Origin of the sequence: Mesorhizobium sp. M1273, from assembly GCF_040318195.1 — a bacterium.
In the GTDB taxonomy this organism is placed as follows: Bacteria; Pseudomonadota; Alphaproteobacteria; order Rhizobiales; family Rhizobiaceae; genus Mesorhizobium.
The window spans coordinates 15,529-29,160 of the sequence record NZ_JAMYLV010000006.1 but is presented as its reverse complement, the minus strand read 5'-3'; the positions used below and the strand labels follow the sequence as shown (position 1 = coordinate 29,160).

15 protein-coding genes and 1 pseudogene are annotated in these 13,632 nt (G+C 64.1%); 13 read left to right on the top strand and 3 right to left on the bottom strand.

Features of this window, described 5'->3' with window-relative positions; all coding sequences use genetic code 11:
- Positions 1-4: 4 nt before the first annotated feature.
- From NKH30_RS09005 to atzF, 7 genes are read left to right on the top strand one after another with little or no spacing between them, the layout of a single operon-like run.
- Entirely contained in the window at positions 5-1,129 is a 1,125-nt protein-coding gene (locus NKH30_RS09005; protein WP_352541670.1) for an ABC transporter permease, read from the top strand.
- On the top strand, positions 1,129-2,055 hold the full coding sequence (locus NKH30_RS09000; protein WP_352452344.1) for an ABC transporter permease: 927 nt from the start codon (positions 1,129-1,131) through the stop codon (positions 2,053-2,055). The genes NKH30_RS09005 and NKH30_RS09000 overlap by 1 nt, the downstream gene beginning before the upstream one ends.
- A gap of 15 nt (positions 2,056-2,070) precedes the next feature.
- Positions 2,071-2,772 (top strand): biuret amidohydrolase, encoded by a 702-nt coding sequence (gene biuH, locus NKH30_RS08995; protein ID WP_352452343.1) that lies wholly within the window; start codon positions 2,071-2,073, stop codon positions 2,770-2,772.
- 10 nt (positions 2,773-2,782) lie between these two features.
- Positions 2,783-4,315 carry an ABC transporter ATP-binding protein gene (locus NKH30_RS08990; RefSeq protein WP_352541668.1) on the top strand — a complete coding sequence of 511 codons (1,533 nt, stop codon included), beginning with the start codon at positions 2,783-2,785 and terminating at the stop codon, positions 4,313-4,315.
- Positions 4,315-4,983, top strand: a complete 669-nt coding sequence (locus NKH30_RS08985) for a cysteine hydrolase family protein (RefSeq protein WP_352541667.1) — start codon at positions 4,315-4,317, stop codon at positions 4,981-4,983. The genes NKH30_RS08990 and NKH30_RS08985 overlap by 1 nt, the downstream gene beginning before the upstream one ends.
- Positions 4,976-5,326, top strand: a complete 351-nt coding sequence (locus tag NKH30_RS08980) for a cupin domain-containing protein (RefSeq protein ID WP_352501326.1) — start codon at positions 4,976-4,978, stop codon at positions 5,324-5,326. Before NKH30_RS08985 ends, NKH30_RS08980 begins: the two co-directional genes overlap by 8 nt.
- A complete protein-coding gene (gene atzF, locus NKH30_RS08975; protein WP_352994934.1) occupies positions 5,323-7,131 on the top strand; it encodes an allophanate hydrolase in 1,809 nt (602 codons plus the stop codon). Before NKH30_RS08980 ends, atzF begins: the two co-directional genes overlap by 4 nt.
- Positions 7,132-7,136: 5 nt before the next feature.
- Here the strand turns inward: atzF and NKH30_RS08970 are convergent, their stop codons facing one another.
- Together NKH30_RS08970 and NKH30_RS08965 are read right to left on the bottom strand one after the other, a co-directional pair.
- Positions 7,137-7,694 (bottom strand): cytochrome c, encoded by a 558-nt coding sequence (locus NKH30_RS08970; protein ID WP_352473247.1) that lies wholly within the window; start codon positions 7,692-7,694, stop codon positions 7,137-7,139.
- Between the two features lie 17 nt (positions 7,695-7,711).
- The gene (locus tag NKH30_RS08965) at positions 7,712-8,254 is read right to left on the bottom strand and encodes a phosphatase PAP2 family protein (RefSeq protein ID WP_352473248.1); all 543 of its coding nucleotides are present in this window, start codon (positions 8,252-8,254) and stop codon (positions 7,712-7,714) included.
- A gap of 41 nt (positions 8,255-8,295) precedes the next feature.
- On the opposite strand from NKH30_RS08965, the gene NKH30_RS08960 reads away from it, so the two are divergent.
- Entirely contained in the window at positions 8,296-8,778 is a 483-nt protein-coding gene (locus NKH30_RS08960; RefSeq protein WP_352452336.1) for a DUF2127 domain-containing protein, read from the top strand.
- Between the two features lie 42 nt (positions 8,779-8,820).
- On the opposite strand, the gene cueR is transcribed toward NKH30_RS08960, so the two are convergent.
- Positions 8,821-9,219, bottom strand: coding sequence for a Cu(I)-responsive transcriptional regulator (gene cueR / locus NKH30_RS08955; protein ID WP_352473250.1), 399 nt, complete (start codon positions 9,217-9,219; stop codon positions 8,821-8,823).
- A 269-nt stretch (positions 9,220-9,488) separates the two neighbouring features.
- On the opposite strand from cueR, the gene NKH30_RS08950 reads away from it, so the two are divergent.
- The 5 genes and pseudogenes from NKH30_RS08950 to NKH30_RS08930 form a co-directional block, all read left to right on the top strand.
- Entirely contained in the window at positions 9,489-10,556 is a 1,068-nt protein-coding gene (locus NKH30_RS08950; protein WP_352994931.1) for a type III polyketide synthase, read from the top strand.
- Positions 10,553-11,266, top strand: a complete 714-nt coding sequence (locus NKH30_RS08945; RefSeq protein ID WP_352542791.1) for a methyltransferase domain-containing protein — start codon at positions 10,553-10,555, stop codon at positions 11,264-11,266. Before NKH30_RS08950 ends, NKH30_RS08945 begins: the two co-directional genes overlap by 4 nt.
- Positions 11,263-12,483 carry an NAD(P)/FAD-dependent oxidoreductase gene (locus NKH30_RS08940; RefSeq protein WP_352822784.1) on the top strand — a complete coding sequence of 407 codons (1,221 nt, stop codon included), beginning with the start codon at positions 11,263-11,265 and terminating at the stop codon, positions 12,481-12,483. The genes NKH30_RS08945 and NKH30_RS08940 overlap by 4 nt, the downstream gene beginning before the upstream one ends.
- Positions 12,484-13,041: 558 nt before the next feature.
- Positions 13,042-13,185: a hypothetical protein gene (locus tag NKH30_RS08935; RefSeq protein ID WP_352822781.1), complete on the top strand. Its 144-nt coding sequence runs from the start codon at positions 13,042-13,044 to the stop codon at positions 13,183-13,185.
- Positions 13,186-13,195: 10 nt separating this feature from the next.
- Positions 13,196-13,525: pseudogene (locus tag NKH30_RS08930) on the top strand (four-helix bundle copper-binding protein); the annotation flags it as partial.
- Positions 13,526-13,632: the final 107 nt, after the last annotated feature.

The following is a 13,632-nucleotide window of genomic DNA, read 5'->3' as shown; positions in this document are numbered from 1 at the left end:
GGCCATGGCAGACACGATCAGCACTGCGAGCGCACCGGCGCTGTTTGGCGCCAGGAATTATCCGGCGGCGCTCGAATGGGCGGCGCGGCGGGCGGAAGCCTTCGTCATACCGCTCGCGGCGCTGATCGTCGGCATGGCGCTGTTCAGCGTGTTCATCGCGCTGGTCGGCAAATCGCCGGTGCAACTCTACGAGACGATGTGGCGCGGCGGCTTCGGCTCGTGGTTCTCGATCCAGAACTCGCTGTCGCGGGCAGCACCGCTTTTACTGGCAGCGCTCTGCGTGGCGCTGCCGGCCCGGCTCGGCCTCGTCGTCATTGGCGGCGAAGGCGCGATCGTGCTGGGCGGCGTTGCCGCCGCCGCCATCGGCGTCGCGGCGAATGGCGCGCCGGCTTTTGTGGTCATCCTGCTGATGGGCGTGGCGGGCGCGGTCGCCGGCGGCATCTGGATAGGTGCCGTCGGCGCACTGCGCCACTACCGCGCCGTCAACGAAACCATCTCCAGTCTGCTGATGGCCTATATCGCCATCGCGCTGATGAACCATCTGGTCGAAGGGCCGCTGCGCGATCCGGCTTCGCTCAACAAACCCTCGACCGAGCCGCTGGCGGATGCCTACCGCATCGGCAACATTCCAGGCATGGACGTGCACTGGGGCCTGGTCGTCGGCATTCTCGCCTGCCTCCTGTCCTGGCTGTTGATCGAAAAGACGCGCTGGGGGTTTGCCGCCCGCATTGCCGGCGGCAATGTCAGGGCAGCTCAGGTGCAAGGGCTTGCCGTCGGGCCGCTGATCGTCGGCTTCACCGGGCTGGCCGGCGGCTTCGCCGGGCTGGCCGGCATGCTGGAGGTCGGCGCCGTGCAAGGCAGCGCCAACGCCTCGCTCGCCGCCGGCTATGGCTATACCGGCATCCTCGTCGCCTTCCTCGCTCGCCACAATCCGCTCGCCATCATCCCGGTCGCTTTCCTGCTCGGCGGTATCGGCGCTTCCGGCGGGCTGATCCAGCGCCGCATGGACCTGCCCGACGCCACCGTGCTGGTGCTGCAAGGCATGCTCTTCGTCGTCATCCTGTTCAGCGAAACCTTTTACGGCCGCTTCAAGGTCTTCAATCCCGATCTGTGGAAGAGAGGCTCCTGATGGACGCGACCGAGATCGGCCTGTGGGGCGTGCCGCTCGCCATTCTCGGCGGCGCCATCCGCGTTTCGACGCCCTTCATCTTCGTCTCGCTCGGCGAAGCCATCACCGAACGCTCCGGCCGCATCAATCTTGGCCTCGAAGGCACGCTGGTCTTCGGTGCGATGACTGCCTACGCCGTCGCGGTGATGACCGGCTCGCCATGGCTCGGCCTGCTGGCTGCCGCCGGTGCCGGTCTTTGCTTCGGCCTGTTCCATGGCTGGATCTGCAAATTCCGCGGGGTGAACGACATCGCCATCGGCATCGCGCTGATGCTGTTCGGCTCCGGTCTCGCCTTCTTCTTCGGCAAGCCATTCATCCAGCCCTCGGCACCAGACCTGCCGGCCCTCGCCTTCGGTGGCTGGTCGGATATCCCGCAGGTGCAGGCGGCGCTCAACGTCAACGTGCTGTTCCTGATCGGGGCCGCACTTGCGCTGTTCCTGTGGTGGGCCTTCCGCAACACCCGCGCCGGCCTGGTCGTGCGCGTCGTCGGCGACAGCTCCGATGCGGCGCGCGCCATGGGCCTCAATCCGAACACCGTGCGCCTGCTTGCGACAGGCGTCGGCGGTGCGCTCGCCGGCATCGGCGGCGCCTATCTGTCGCTTTATTACCCCGGCAGCTGGACCGAACGCATCTCGTCGGGGCAGGGGCTGATGGCGGTGGCGCTGGTCATCTTCGCGCGCTGGAACCCGCTTGGCTGCTTTGCCGCGGCACTGTTGTTCGGCGGCGCCGGCGCGCTGGGCCCGGCGTTGCAATCGGTCGGGGTGACGCAGGGCTACTATCTCTTCTACGCCGCACCTTACATCCTCACGCTCATTATCATGATCGCCACATCGTCGCCGAACCGCTCGCTTGCCGGCGCGCCGGGCGAGTTGTCGATCACCAAATGACTGGAGTTTTTTCCGATGAACGCCAGAGCCGAGATCACCCAGCGCTACATCGATGCCGACCCCTATCCATGGCCCTATAATGGCGAGCTGCGGCCGGACAATACGGCATTGATCATCATCGACATGCAGACCGATTTCTGCGGGCCGGGCGGCTATGTCGATCATATGGGCTACGATCTTTCGCTGGTGCGGGCGCCGATCGAGCCGATCAAGTCGGTGCTCGCAGCCATGCGGGCCAAGGGCTACACCATCATCCACACGCGCGAGGGCCATCGGCCCGATCTCGCCGACCTGCCGGCCAACAAGCGCTGGCGCTCGCGCCGCATCAATGCCGGCATCGGCGACCCCGGGCCTTGCGGGCGCATCCTGGTGCGCGGCGAACCCGGCTGGGACATCATCCCCGACCTCTATCCGGCGGCTGGCGAGCCGATCATCGACAAGCCGGGCAAGGGCTCGTTCTGCGCCACCGACCTGGAGCTGATCCTGCACCAGCGCGGCATCGAAAACATCGTGCTGACCGGCATCACCACCGATGTCTGCGTCCACACGACGATGCGCGAGGCCAATGATCGCGGCTTTGAATGCGTCATGCTGGAGGATTGCTGCGGCGCGACCGATTACGGCAACCATCTCGCCGCGATCAAGATGATCAAGATGCAGGGCGGCGTGTTCGGCGCGGTGTCGAATTCGGTATCCTTCGTCGCGCAGCTGCCGTGAGGACACGATCTTGAGCGGAAGCATCGGCAAGAAAGCCGTCGGCGTCGAGACCATCGGCATGACCATGCGCTTCGGCGCCTTCACCGCGCTGGACGATGTCTCGATCAAGGTGCCGGCGGGATCGTTCCATGCGCTGCTCGGCGAAAACGGCGCCGGCAAGTCGACGCTGGTCAAATGCATGATGGGTTTTTACCATCCGACCGCCGGCGACATGCTGGTCGATGGCCGCGAGGTCGCGATCGCCAGTCCGAAGGATGCCTCGGCATTGGGGCTCGGCATGGTCTACCAGCATTTCACGCTCGTCCCGTCGCTGACCGGCGCGGAGAACCTGGTCATTTCGCGCGAGAAGGTGCCCGGCGTCATCGACTGGCGCAAGGAGCGCGCCGCACTTGCGCAATTCATGCAGCGGATGCCGTTCAAGCTGCCGCTCGACGTCAAGGTGGCGGAACTTGCGGCCGGCGAGAAGCAGAAGCTCGAAATCATCATGCAGCTCTATCTCGGCCGCAGTTTCCTGGTGCTCGACGAGCCGACTTCGGTGCTCACTCCCGGCGAGGCACACGAAGTGCTTGGCCTGGTGCGCGACATGACCAGGAGCGGCGACCTCACAGTGCTGATGATCTCGCATAAATTCCACGAGGTGACGGCCTTTGCCGACGACATCACCGTGCTGCGCAAGGGCAGGCTGACCGGAACGGGCAAAGTCGCGGAGCTTTCGCACAAGCAGATGGCGGCGATGATGATCGGCGACCAGCCGATCGCCGCACTCGATAGCCGCGCCCCGGTGCCGGCCGGCGCCAGACAGGTGCTGACGGTAAAGTCGCTGAAGGCGCCCGACCGCACCGGTTTGAAAACCATCGACATCGGCGAGCTCGATGTGAAGTCGGGTGAGATCGTCGGCATTGCCGGCATCTCCGGCAACGGCCAGAAGGAGTTTCTCGAAGTCCTTGCCGGACAGCGGGCGCGCACTGGCGGCGACGTTCTGGTGAAAGGCTCGCCCTATGGCGCCAGCCGCAGCGAGGCGCGCACGCTCAATGTCCGCTTCATTCCGGAGGAGCCGTTGCGCAATGCCTGCGCACCGAAGATGACGGTGGCGGAAAACATGGCCTTCCGGACCTTCGACTTCAACGAGGCCGGCAAGCCGGTCAACTGGATCAGGATGAGTGCGATCAGGGACTACGCGGCCCGCCTGGTCGAACAGTTCAAGGTCAAGACGGCCTCGCTCGCTTCGCCGATTTCGTCGCTGTCAGGCGGCAATGTGCAGCGCGCCGTGCTGGCGCGCGAGCTGACCGGCGAGGTCGATTTGCTCATCGTGTCCAATCCCTGCTTCGGCCTCGACTTCTCTGCCGTCGCCGAAATCCGCGCCCGCATCATGAAGGCGCGCAACGCCGGTGCCGCCGTGCTTTTGATGTCGGAGGACCTTGATGAGCTGCTCGAGCTCTCGGACCGCATCTTCGTCATGTCGGATGGCGCGCTGGTCTATGAAACGCCGATCGCGCAGGCGAGCGTGCAGACGATCGGCGAGCACATGGCGGGACATCACTGATGGCGGAGATCGAGGCGCTGCCGTTTCCGTTTGTGTTCAAGCCTGAGGCGATGGCGCTGGTCGTCATCGACATGCAGCGCGACTTTGCCGAACCCGGCGGCTTCGGCGCCAGCCTCGGCAATGACGTCAGCCGGGTCACGGCGATCGTGCCGACGGTGAAGAGGCTGATCGCGGGGTTTCGCGCCGCTGGCCTGCCGGTGATCCACACGATGGAGTGCCACAAGGCAGACCTTTCGGATCTGCCGCCGGCCAAGCGCAATCGCGGCAATCCGTCGATCAGGATCGGCGATGTCGGGCCAATGGGTCGTGTGCTGATCGTCGGGGAGCCGGGAACGGCGATCCTCGATGAACTTGCCCCACTGCCTGGCGAGATCGTCATCGAAAAACCCGGCAAGGGCGCGTTCTATGCCACCAGCTTCGGCGACGACCTCAAGCGGCTCGGCGCACAGCAGCTAGTCTTTGCCGGGGTGACGACGGAGGTCTGCGTGCAGACGACGATGCGCGAGGCCAACGACCGCGGCTATGAATGCCTTCTGGCGGAGGATGCCACTGAGAGCTATTTTCCGGAGTTCAAGGCGGCAGCCCTTGCCATGATCAGGGCGCAGGGCGCCATCGTCGGCTGGACGGCAACGACGGACCAGGTGCTCGAGGGACTTTCCAATGCCTAACGTCGCATACGCGGCTCTCATCCAAGGGGGCTGGCGTGATCTGCCATTCGAGCATTTTCGCGAAGGCATCACAGTGCATTGGCTGCTCAAGGGTGGGCCGATGGAACCGTCGGTCGCCATCCTGAACTACCGGGCTGGCGCCAGCGTGCCGCGTCATCGCCATGCCGGGCTGGAGACGATCATCGTGCTGGAAGGCACGCAGAGCGACGAGAACGGCGATCATGCCGCGGGCAGCGTGATCCTGAACCCGGTCGGAACCGAGCATTCGGTGTGGACCAAGGATGGCTGCGTCGTGCTCATCCAGTGGAACCTGCCGGTAGTCATTCTGGGCGAGGCCAAATGAGCGACATCCGCTTCGACATAGCGAGCCTGCACGTTGCCTATCACGCCGGCGTCGGCATTGGCGAGGTGATCGATATGGTCCATGCGCGGCTCGCGGCGGCCGATGACCCCGGCATCTTCATCCATCTGGCGAGCAGGGCGGAGTTGCTTGCCGAGGCGGAAAAGCTCGGCCCGTTCGATCCGGTGGCAAAGCCGCTGTGGGGCGTGCCGTTCGCGGTCAAGGACAACATCGATGTTGCCGGCATGCCGACCACGGCGGGTTGTGCGGAATATGCCTATTTGCCGGCGAAAGACGCCACCGTCGTCGCGCGGCTCAAGGCCGCCGGCGCGCTGGTTGTCGGCAAGACCAATCTCGACCAGTTCGCCACCGGCCTGGTCGGCGTTCGCACGCCCTATCCGATCCCGAGGAATGCGATCGACCCGAAACTGGTGCCGGGCGGCTCCTCATGCGGCTCGGCCGTCGCAACCGCGCGCGGCATCGTCTCGTTCGCGCTCGGCACCGACACCGCCGGTTCTGGGCGCATTCCCGCCGGCCTCAACAACATCGTCGGGCTGAAGCCGAGCGTCGGCGCGCTATCAGCCGCCGGCGTCGTGCCGGCCTGCCGGACGCTCGACTGCGTCTCGGTCTTCGCGCTCACCGTCGATGACGCCTATCACGTGTTCGAGGCGGCGGCGGCAAAGGGCGACGCCGATCCCTATTCGCGTGACCTCTGCATTCAGGCTCTTGCCGCGCGCCCGCCGGTGCTGACTGTCGGCGTGCCGGCAAGGGCCGACTGGACGTTCTTCGGCGACGAGGCGATGCAGGCGGGTTTCGAGGCCGCTCTTGCCTCGCTGGAGACGCTGGGCTGCCGGCTGGTCGAAATCCCGTTCGGTGATTTCTACGCCACCGCCACTCTGCTCTACGAAGGCGCCTGGGTGGCCGAGCGTTACGCCGCGATCAGGGACTTCATGGATGCCAACGAGGCCGCCATGCATCCGGTGACGCGGCAGATCATCGGCGGTGCGCGAAAACTTTCCGCTGCGGACGCTTTCAAGGGGCTCTATGCCCTGCAAGGCTATAAGGCCAGGCTTGCGCCGGTCATCGCCTCGGTCGACGTTTTCTGCGTGCCGACCGCGCCGACGCACTACACAGTCGAAGCGGTGCTGGCCGATCCCATCGTCACCAACAGCCGGCTCGGCACCTACACCAACTTCGTCAATCTGCTCGACATGTGCGGCATTGCCGTGCCGAGCGGAACCCGCAGCGACGGTCTGCCGATGAGCGTCACCTTGCTTGCCGCGGCGGGCAAGGACCACCTGACTGCGTCGCTTGCGCGCGATGTCCATGCGGCAAGCGGCCTTGCGCTTGGTGCTATCGGCTGGCCGCAGCCGCAGCGCGGCGATGTTCTGGCGGGCGTGGATGAAGGCACGATCGAGCTGGCCGTGGTCGGCGCGCATCTGTCGGGGATGGCGCTGAACGGCCAGCTGCAGCAGCTCGGCGCAATGTTCGCCCGGGCTGCAAGAACGGCGCCGCTCTACCGGCTTTACGCGCTCGCCGGCCAGTCGGTGCCGCGACCGGGGCTCGAACGGATTTGCAACGGCAAGGGGACAGCGATCGAGGTCGAAGTCTGGCGGCTCTCGCCGCAAGCCTTCGGCCGTTTTGTTGCCGCGATCCCGCCGCCGCTAGGCATCGGCACGCTTCTGCTTGATGACGGAACTTCGCCGAAAGGCTTCCTCGTCGAAAGTGCCGGTCTCACCGATGCAAAGGAGATTTCGCATTTCGGCGGCTGGCGCAATTTCATGGCGGGTCAGCTGCAGCGAAGCTGACGCTATCACTCGACCTTTTGCCTAAACTTCGAATGGCAGCTCGAGCAATCCTGCAAGATGAGATGCAGGAGGTGCTCCGCCGGCAATTTAGTGGGATCGGCTTCCGCGAGTGATGGTCGCTTGCCAAGCAGGCTGCCACCGCCCATCGCCAGGCCGGAACCCATTCTCATGTCGTCGGTGATGCGCGGCGGCGCCCGCTCGGCGTCGGAGGCCAAGGCGCTGGCCAGCGTCCCGATGTGGCGAGCCAGCTCTTCGAACTCCGCGCGGGCGGGGTCGATATCCGGCCTGGCGCCTGAAGGCGCGCCCAATGTCGCGCTGGGGAATTCGGCAATCAGGGCAGGGCCGGTGCGGGCGCGGATGGTCTCGGCCGCCGCCTTGAAGGCCGCGGCGTCGTACGCCTGCTTGCCGTCGAACATCCCGGCTATCGTCTTTGCGGCCTGGGCCATTTCCTTCATCGAGGCCTGGCGAGCCTGGATGACCGCATCACGACCCGAATGGGCGGCGGCGAGCACGACAGAGACGCAGGCAAGCGACAGGACCGCTATGATAGCTGCTCGTCTCATCGTTGGCACATAAGGAGCTAGAGAATTCTTGTGACCAGACTGTCCAGTCGGGAGTTCTCGCGATAGGCAAATCGGACCACAACGGCACCTAAGACGCCAGTGATGGCACCGCCTATCACGTCGGTGAGATAGTGGGTGCCGATATAAATTCTCGACCAGCAGATCAGCAATGCCATGATGGAGAGGGCCAGCATCCGGCGCGGCAGACCTTGCATTGCAAGAGCAGCAACAACCGCAAAGCTGGCTGTCGCGTGGTCGGAGGGAAACGACCAGTCGGCGCTGGGCGCAATCAGCAGATGCGTCACGCCGGCATCGTAGGGCCGCAGCCGGTGGACGAATAGCAAAATGAACTGATTGATCGCCAGACCGAGCAGGAACGCCAAGCCGGCGGACAAGGCAGCATGGCGCACATGGTAGCGGTCGGCCTTTGCCCACCATTGCAGGGCAACAGCCAGCACCATCAGCGGAACGCCGATTTGTGAGACGGCGATCATTGCCTTATCAAGAAAAGGGCTGATCCCGGCTGCCGCGTTGATCCAGTGGGTTAGAGCTGCATCCATCGTTTCTCGTTTCCGCTGTTGTCGATCGCAAGGTGAATTTTGTGAAAGCAGTAGACGAACGCCGCATCCATCAGATTTTCGAGCTCAGCATCTGGCTTAAAGGGGCGCATGCCCTGATCGAATGCGTGGGCGGGATCCTGCTTTATGTCGTCACCACCGACGCCATTGCCTCCTGGGTCAATACATTCACCCAAGAGGAATTGATCGAAGATCCGAACGATTTCATAGCTGGCTATCTGTCGCAGATGGCAAGCCACTTTTCCGTCGCCAGCAAGGAGTTTTATGCCTTCTACCTGCTTAGCCACGGCCTGATAAAACTGCTGCTCGTTGTCGGGCTTTTGAGAGGCAAGCTGTGGTCGTATCCGGCATCGCTTGCGGCGCTGGGCGCATTTATGTTCTATCAAGTCTACCGCTACTCCTACACTCATTCGTTCGGCCTGCTTGTCCTGACCGTATTCGATGCTGTCGTCATGGTGCTGATCTGGCATGAATGGAAGGTCGTGCGGCAGCACAAGCCGGCATGACAGCGAAGTTTGCACGTCAGCCGCTCCGATTTTCAATCCACCTCACTGGGCGACGCCTTGTCCTGCCAGCTCGTCGATAATCGGGCAATCCGGCCGCTCGTCGCCGTGGCAGTGACTGACCAATTGGTGAAGCAAGCCGCGCAATCCGACCAGTTCGGCGATCTTCCTGTCGACCTCGACCAGCTTGGCTTTCGCGATCGCCTTCACGTCGGCGCTGTCACGTTCCCTGTCCTGGTACAGCGACAGCAGCTGGCGGCATTCGTCGACCGAAAACCCCAGGCTTCGCGAGCGCTGCAGGAAGCGCAGCCGGTGAATATCGGCCGTCGAGTAATCACGATAGCCATTGTCCGTCCGGGCCGGGTGCAAGAGCCCGATATCCTCGTAGTAACGGATCGTCTTGGCCGGCAAGCCGGATTTTTCGGATGCGACGCCGATGTTCATGGCGGAAATCTCCTTTGTCGGAGGAAATAGACCTTCCAGTAGATGGAAGGTCAACATGATGTGGCGATTTTGGATGCCTGACGCAACCGCCCGCCCGCTCCAACCGTTTGCCTGCCAGTACATACTGAACCTTCGGGAAGAAATCGGTCCTCGGAAACGTTTTTACCGAACAGTGCTCAAAACCCGGTGTTCGACACCGGGTGCCGATGAGCAAAGACCCTCCGGCGCTGGCTCGACGCAACACCGTGCAGACGCCGAGGAGACAGAACATGCCCGTCAAGGCCTATATCAACCGGATCGCGACAGCGGCACCGGAGCACGAGATTCATGAATTCTACCTGCGTTTCGCGGCCTCCATGCTCGCGGCCGATCGCCGGAGGATCTTCGAACGCATGGCCGATCTTGCCGGCATCGAGCACCGCTATTCCTGCTTTGCGCCGGCGTCCGACCCCGAGGGACCGTCCGCCGACCTGGCCGGAACCTTCATCCGGGGCGCGTTTCCCGGAACGGCGGCGAGAATGGCGATGTTCGACGATGCCGCACCTGTTCTGGCGCAAAAGGGCATCGACGGATTGCAGCTTGGCGACGACGCTTCCCGCATCACCCATTTGATCGTCACCACCTGCACCGGCTTTTCGGCGCCGGGCATCGATCTCGAGCTGGTTGCGCGTTGCGGGCTGCCGAACGGGATCGAACGCACGATGATCGGGTTCATGGGTTGCTATGCGGCGATCAACGGCCTCAAGCTGGCCCGCCACATCGTCCGCTCCGACCCGCAGTCCAAGGTCCTGCTGGTCAATATCGAGCTCTGCACGATGCATCTGCGACAGACCACCGAACTGGAAAAACTGCTGTCGTTCTGCCTTTGGGGCGACGGCTGCGCGGCTGCGCTCATCACTGCCGAGCCGGCCGGCATCGAGCTCGATAGCTTTCACTGTCTGGTGGCGAGGGAACGGCGGGACCTGATGCGCTGGAACATTCGCGACCACGGCTTCGAAATGGTTCTTTCCGGCCAGGTGCCGGCAGCGATTCATGAAGCGTTGCGGAACAGCCAGGCCGCCATCCTCGGAGGCCGATCGGCGAAAGACATCGACCTTTGGGCCGTGCATCCGGGTGGACGTTCGGTGCTCGACGCCGTCGAAAGGGCCCTGGAACTGGAGCCCACCGCGCTGGAACCATCGCGCGAGGTGTTGCGCCAGTATGGGAACATGTCGTCGGCGACCGTCATGTTCGTGATGAAGGAGATGCTGAAGGCGCCACCCGGCCTGCTCGGTTGCGGCATGTCGTTCGGACCCGGGCTGACGGCCGAAACCATGCTCTTTCGAACGGTGTCATGAGCGGCCTGGAGCACCGGCAGCTTGCGCCGGAAATCCTCGACGGACTTGCGGCCGACGATCCGCGAGCGCTGGCCGCGCGCCGCGACCTTCGGCGCATCAATATGCTGATGTTTCAGGCGCCGATCATGACGTCGTTGCTCAGGAGGTTCGTGCCAACGCCGCCACGCCGCATCCTGGAGATCGGCGCCGGCGATGGCTCCTTCATGCTGGCGGTGGCGCGGCGCGTGGCCAGGCATTGGCCCGGGGTCGAACTGGTGATGCTCGACCGCGTCGGCCTCCTCACCGCGCAATTGCGCGGCGATTTTGACCGGCTGGGATGGAGGGCGGAAGGCGTCACCGCCGATGTCTTCGACTGGGCAGGAAAGATCGAGAGTGCGCGTTTCGACGCCGTCACCGTCAATCTGTTCCTGCATCACCTCGATGATGCACAGCTCGTGCGTCTGTTTTCGCTGATCGGGCCGAAAGCCCCGTTGCTCATTGCGACAGAGCCGCTGCGGGCGAAACTGCCGCTGGCCGCGACCCGTCTTCTGCCGGCAATCGGCGCCAACGACGTCACACGAAACGACGCGGCGCAAAGCGTGCGTGCCGGCTTTCGCGGCAGCGAGCTTTCCGGTCTCTGGCTTGCGGCCAACGGCAAACCGGTCGAGGAACGGCGCGCCGGCCTGTTTTCCCACATTTTCGTCGGCGCCAGCGCCGGCAACGACCCATGACGCGATTGTCGACCCATGACGCGATCATCATAGGCGCCGGCCCGGCGGGCACATCCGTCGCGCTCGCGCTGGCGCGGCGCGGATGGGCCGTGGCAATTGTGGAAAAGACCGCATTTCCGCGCCGCAAGGTCTGCGGCGAATACATCTCGGCAAGCAATCTTGCGCTTCTCGACCGGCTCGAGATCGGCGATGCCTGGCGTGCCAATGCCGGCCCCGAAATCCGCCGCGTCGGTTTGTTTTCCGGGGAGACCTGTGTCGAGGCGGCAATGCCACGTGCAGGAGCTGGGCCTCGTGGGAAAGACAGCTTCGGCCGGGCGCTCGGCCGGGACATTCTCGACTCTCTGCTTTTGCAAGCGGCGCGATCGGCGGGTGTCGAAATCTTTCAACCTTGCCGCGCCGTCGCCATCGAGCCGGACGGTGAGATGCGAAGGGTGCGAATTCAGGCCGGGGATGAAGCGGCGATATTGCGAGCGCCGGTGATTGTCGCCGCACACGGCTCGTGGGAACCGGGACCATTGCCCAGCCAGCTCGCAAAGGCCAATCGCCCGTCGGACCTGCTCGGCTTCAAGGCGCATTTCACCGGGTCGTCCCTGCCGCCGGATTTGATGCCTCTGCTGGCCTTCCCCGGCGGCTATGGCGGCATGGTTTCGGCGGATCATGGCCGGTTGTCGATCTCGTGCTGCATCCGGCGCGATATGCTCGCGCGGCTGCGTAAACAATATGGCCCCAAACAACGGAGCCACGTGTCGGCCGCCGATGCGGTCTCGCGCCATCTCGTGGACTCGTGCCGAGGCGTCAGGAACGCCTTGGAACCGGCTCTCCTCGACGGTCCGTGGCTTGCCGCAGGTCCGATCCGGCCGGGAATTCGCTCGTGCTACGAAGAGGACATCTTCCGCGTCGGCAATGCAGCCGGAGAGTCTCATCCTGTCATCGCCGAGGGCATCTCGATGGCGCTTCAGTCCGGCTGGCTGCTGGCTTGCGAACTCGCATGCGCGCCAAGTGGCCGAGCAGGGCGCGAGGCTGCCGCCAGACGCTACGAGGCGGCCTGGAAAAGACTGTTTTCGACACGGGTCTACGCCGCCGCGGCCGTTGCCGGAATTGCCCTTCGCCCCGGCAGCGCCACCTTGATGGCGGCGATCGTCCGGAATTTCCCGCAGACACTGACGCTGGGCGCGCAACTGAGCGGCAAGACCAAGCCGGTTCCCGGCTTCGTCTGACGAGTAGTGCAGCGCATTGGGCACGCCGAACACTGGCTGTCGGAACAGTTAGGGCCACCGCGCGTTGGGCGCGAATGCAAGTTCGGGTTGCGACAGGGATGGACCTTTCATGGGTGGCGTGGATCATCTTTGCCGCGTTGCTGATTGTTGCAGGCCGGCCGGTTCCTTCTGCCGTCGACTCGGTTCCTTCTGCCGCCGACAAACTGATCGCATCGCCCGTGCAGCATCTCTCGACCTCGAATGAGTCGGTAGCGGCGGGCGAACCCACCGCTACCGGCGGGCACTTTGACGACGCAACCTGTCCCGCTCACCCTGCCGCCCAGTGTTGCGGATCGGCGTGTTGCGGATCGGCCTGTCATGCCTTCCTCGTCCATGAAACGGCATTAAGCGCGTCGAGCGCCCCGGCAAGACAGGTTCAATCCGGTCCGATGCGCGCCCATGGCACCGTGCCTCGGCGAATTGAACGGCCGCCAATCGATCGGATGTCCTGAACGGACGCCCAAACAGGGTGTCCATCCTGTTTTCGAGCTCACAGCCCCAATCCGATTGGAGAAGACCATGAGAAAGCAGACAATCCTTATGGCTGTCGGCCTTATAGCTGTCGGCCTGATGGCCGGTGTCGCAACAGCCGTCGCCGCCTCGTCCGGCCACACAGACGAAGCGATGACAATCCACAAGGCCTGGCAGGCCAAGGCGGAGTGAGGACACGATCATGCACAACCAGTCTCCCGAAATGAAGGACTGCATCGAGGCTTGCCTGGATTGCTATCAAGCCTGCCTCGGCACCGCTTCGGGGCATTGCCTCGAAACAGGCGGTAAACACACCGAGCCGCAACATTTCCGGCTGATGCTCGCCTGCGCCGAGATCTGCCGGACCGCTGCGCATTTCATGCTGCTCGGTTCGGCGCATCACAAACACGTCTGCCGCGAATGCGCGGAAATCTGCGACGAGTGCGCAACAGACTGCGAGCGCATCGGCGATATGCAGGACTGTGTCGAAGCCTGTCGGCGTTGCGCCGAGAGCTGCAAAAGGTGGGCGGCTTTATCGGGGGCGGGGGGGCGAAAAGCCCGCCGGCTCCGCATCAGCTATCCCGCGCGAAGAATCGTGTTGCCACGGCAGTCTACCCGCCACCGCCGTCCGACAGGTCG

Coding starts and splice junctions, on each gene's coding strand:
- NKH30_RS09005 (WP_352541670.1), top strand. CDS start 5: ATGGCAGACACGATCAGCACTGCGAGCGCACCGGCGCTGTTTGGCGCC.
- NKH30_RS09000 (WP_352452344.1), top strand. CDS start 1,129: ATGGACGCGACCGAGATCGGCCTGTGGGGCGTGCCGCTCGCCATTCTC.
- biuH (WP_352452343.1), top strand. CDS start 2,071: ATGAACGCCAGAGCCGAGATCACCCAGCGCTACATCGATGCCGACCCC.
- NKH30_RS08985 (WP_352541667.1), top strand. CDS start 4,315: ATGGCGGAGATCGAGGCGCTGCCGTTTCCGTTTGTGTTCAAGCCTGAG.
- NKH30_RS08980 (WP_352501326.1), top strand. CDS start 4,976: ATGCCTAACGTCGCATACGCGGCTCTCATCCAAGGGGGCTGGCGTGAT.
- atzF (WP_352994934.1), top strand. CDS start 5,323: ATGAGCGACATCCGCTTCGACATAGCGAGCCTGCACGTTGCCTATCAC.
- NKH30_RS08970 (WP_352473247.1), bottom strand. CDS start 7,694: ATGAGACGAGCAGCTATCATAGCGGTCCTGTCGCTTGCCTGCGTCTCT.
- NKH30_RS08965 (WP_352473248.1), bottom strand. CDS start 8,254: ATGGATGCAGCTCTAACCCACTGGATCAACGCGGCAGCCGGGATCAGC.
- cueR (WP_352473250.1), bottom strand. CDS start 9,219: ATGAACATCGGCGTCGCATCCGAAAAATCCGGCTTGCCGGCCAAGACG.
- NKH30_RS08950 (WP_352994931.1), top strand. CDS start 9,489: ATGCCCGTCAAGGCCTATATCAACCGGATCGCGACAGCGGCACCGGAG.
- NKH30_RS08945 (WP_352542791.1), top strand. CDS start 10,553: ATGAGCGGCCTGGAGCACCGGCAGCTTGCGCCGGAAATCCTCGACGGA.
- NKH30_RS08940 (WP_352822784.1), top strand. CDS start 11,263: ATGACGCGATTGTCGACCCATGACGCGATCATCATAGGCGCCGGCCCG.
- NKH30_RS08935 (WP_352822781.1), top strand. CDS start 13,042: ATGAGAAAGCAGACAATCCTTATGGCTGTCGGCCTTATAGCTGTCGGC.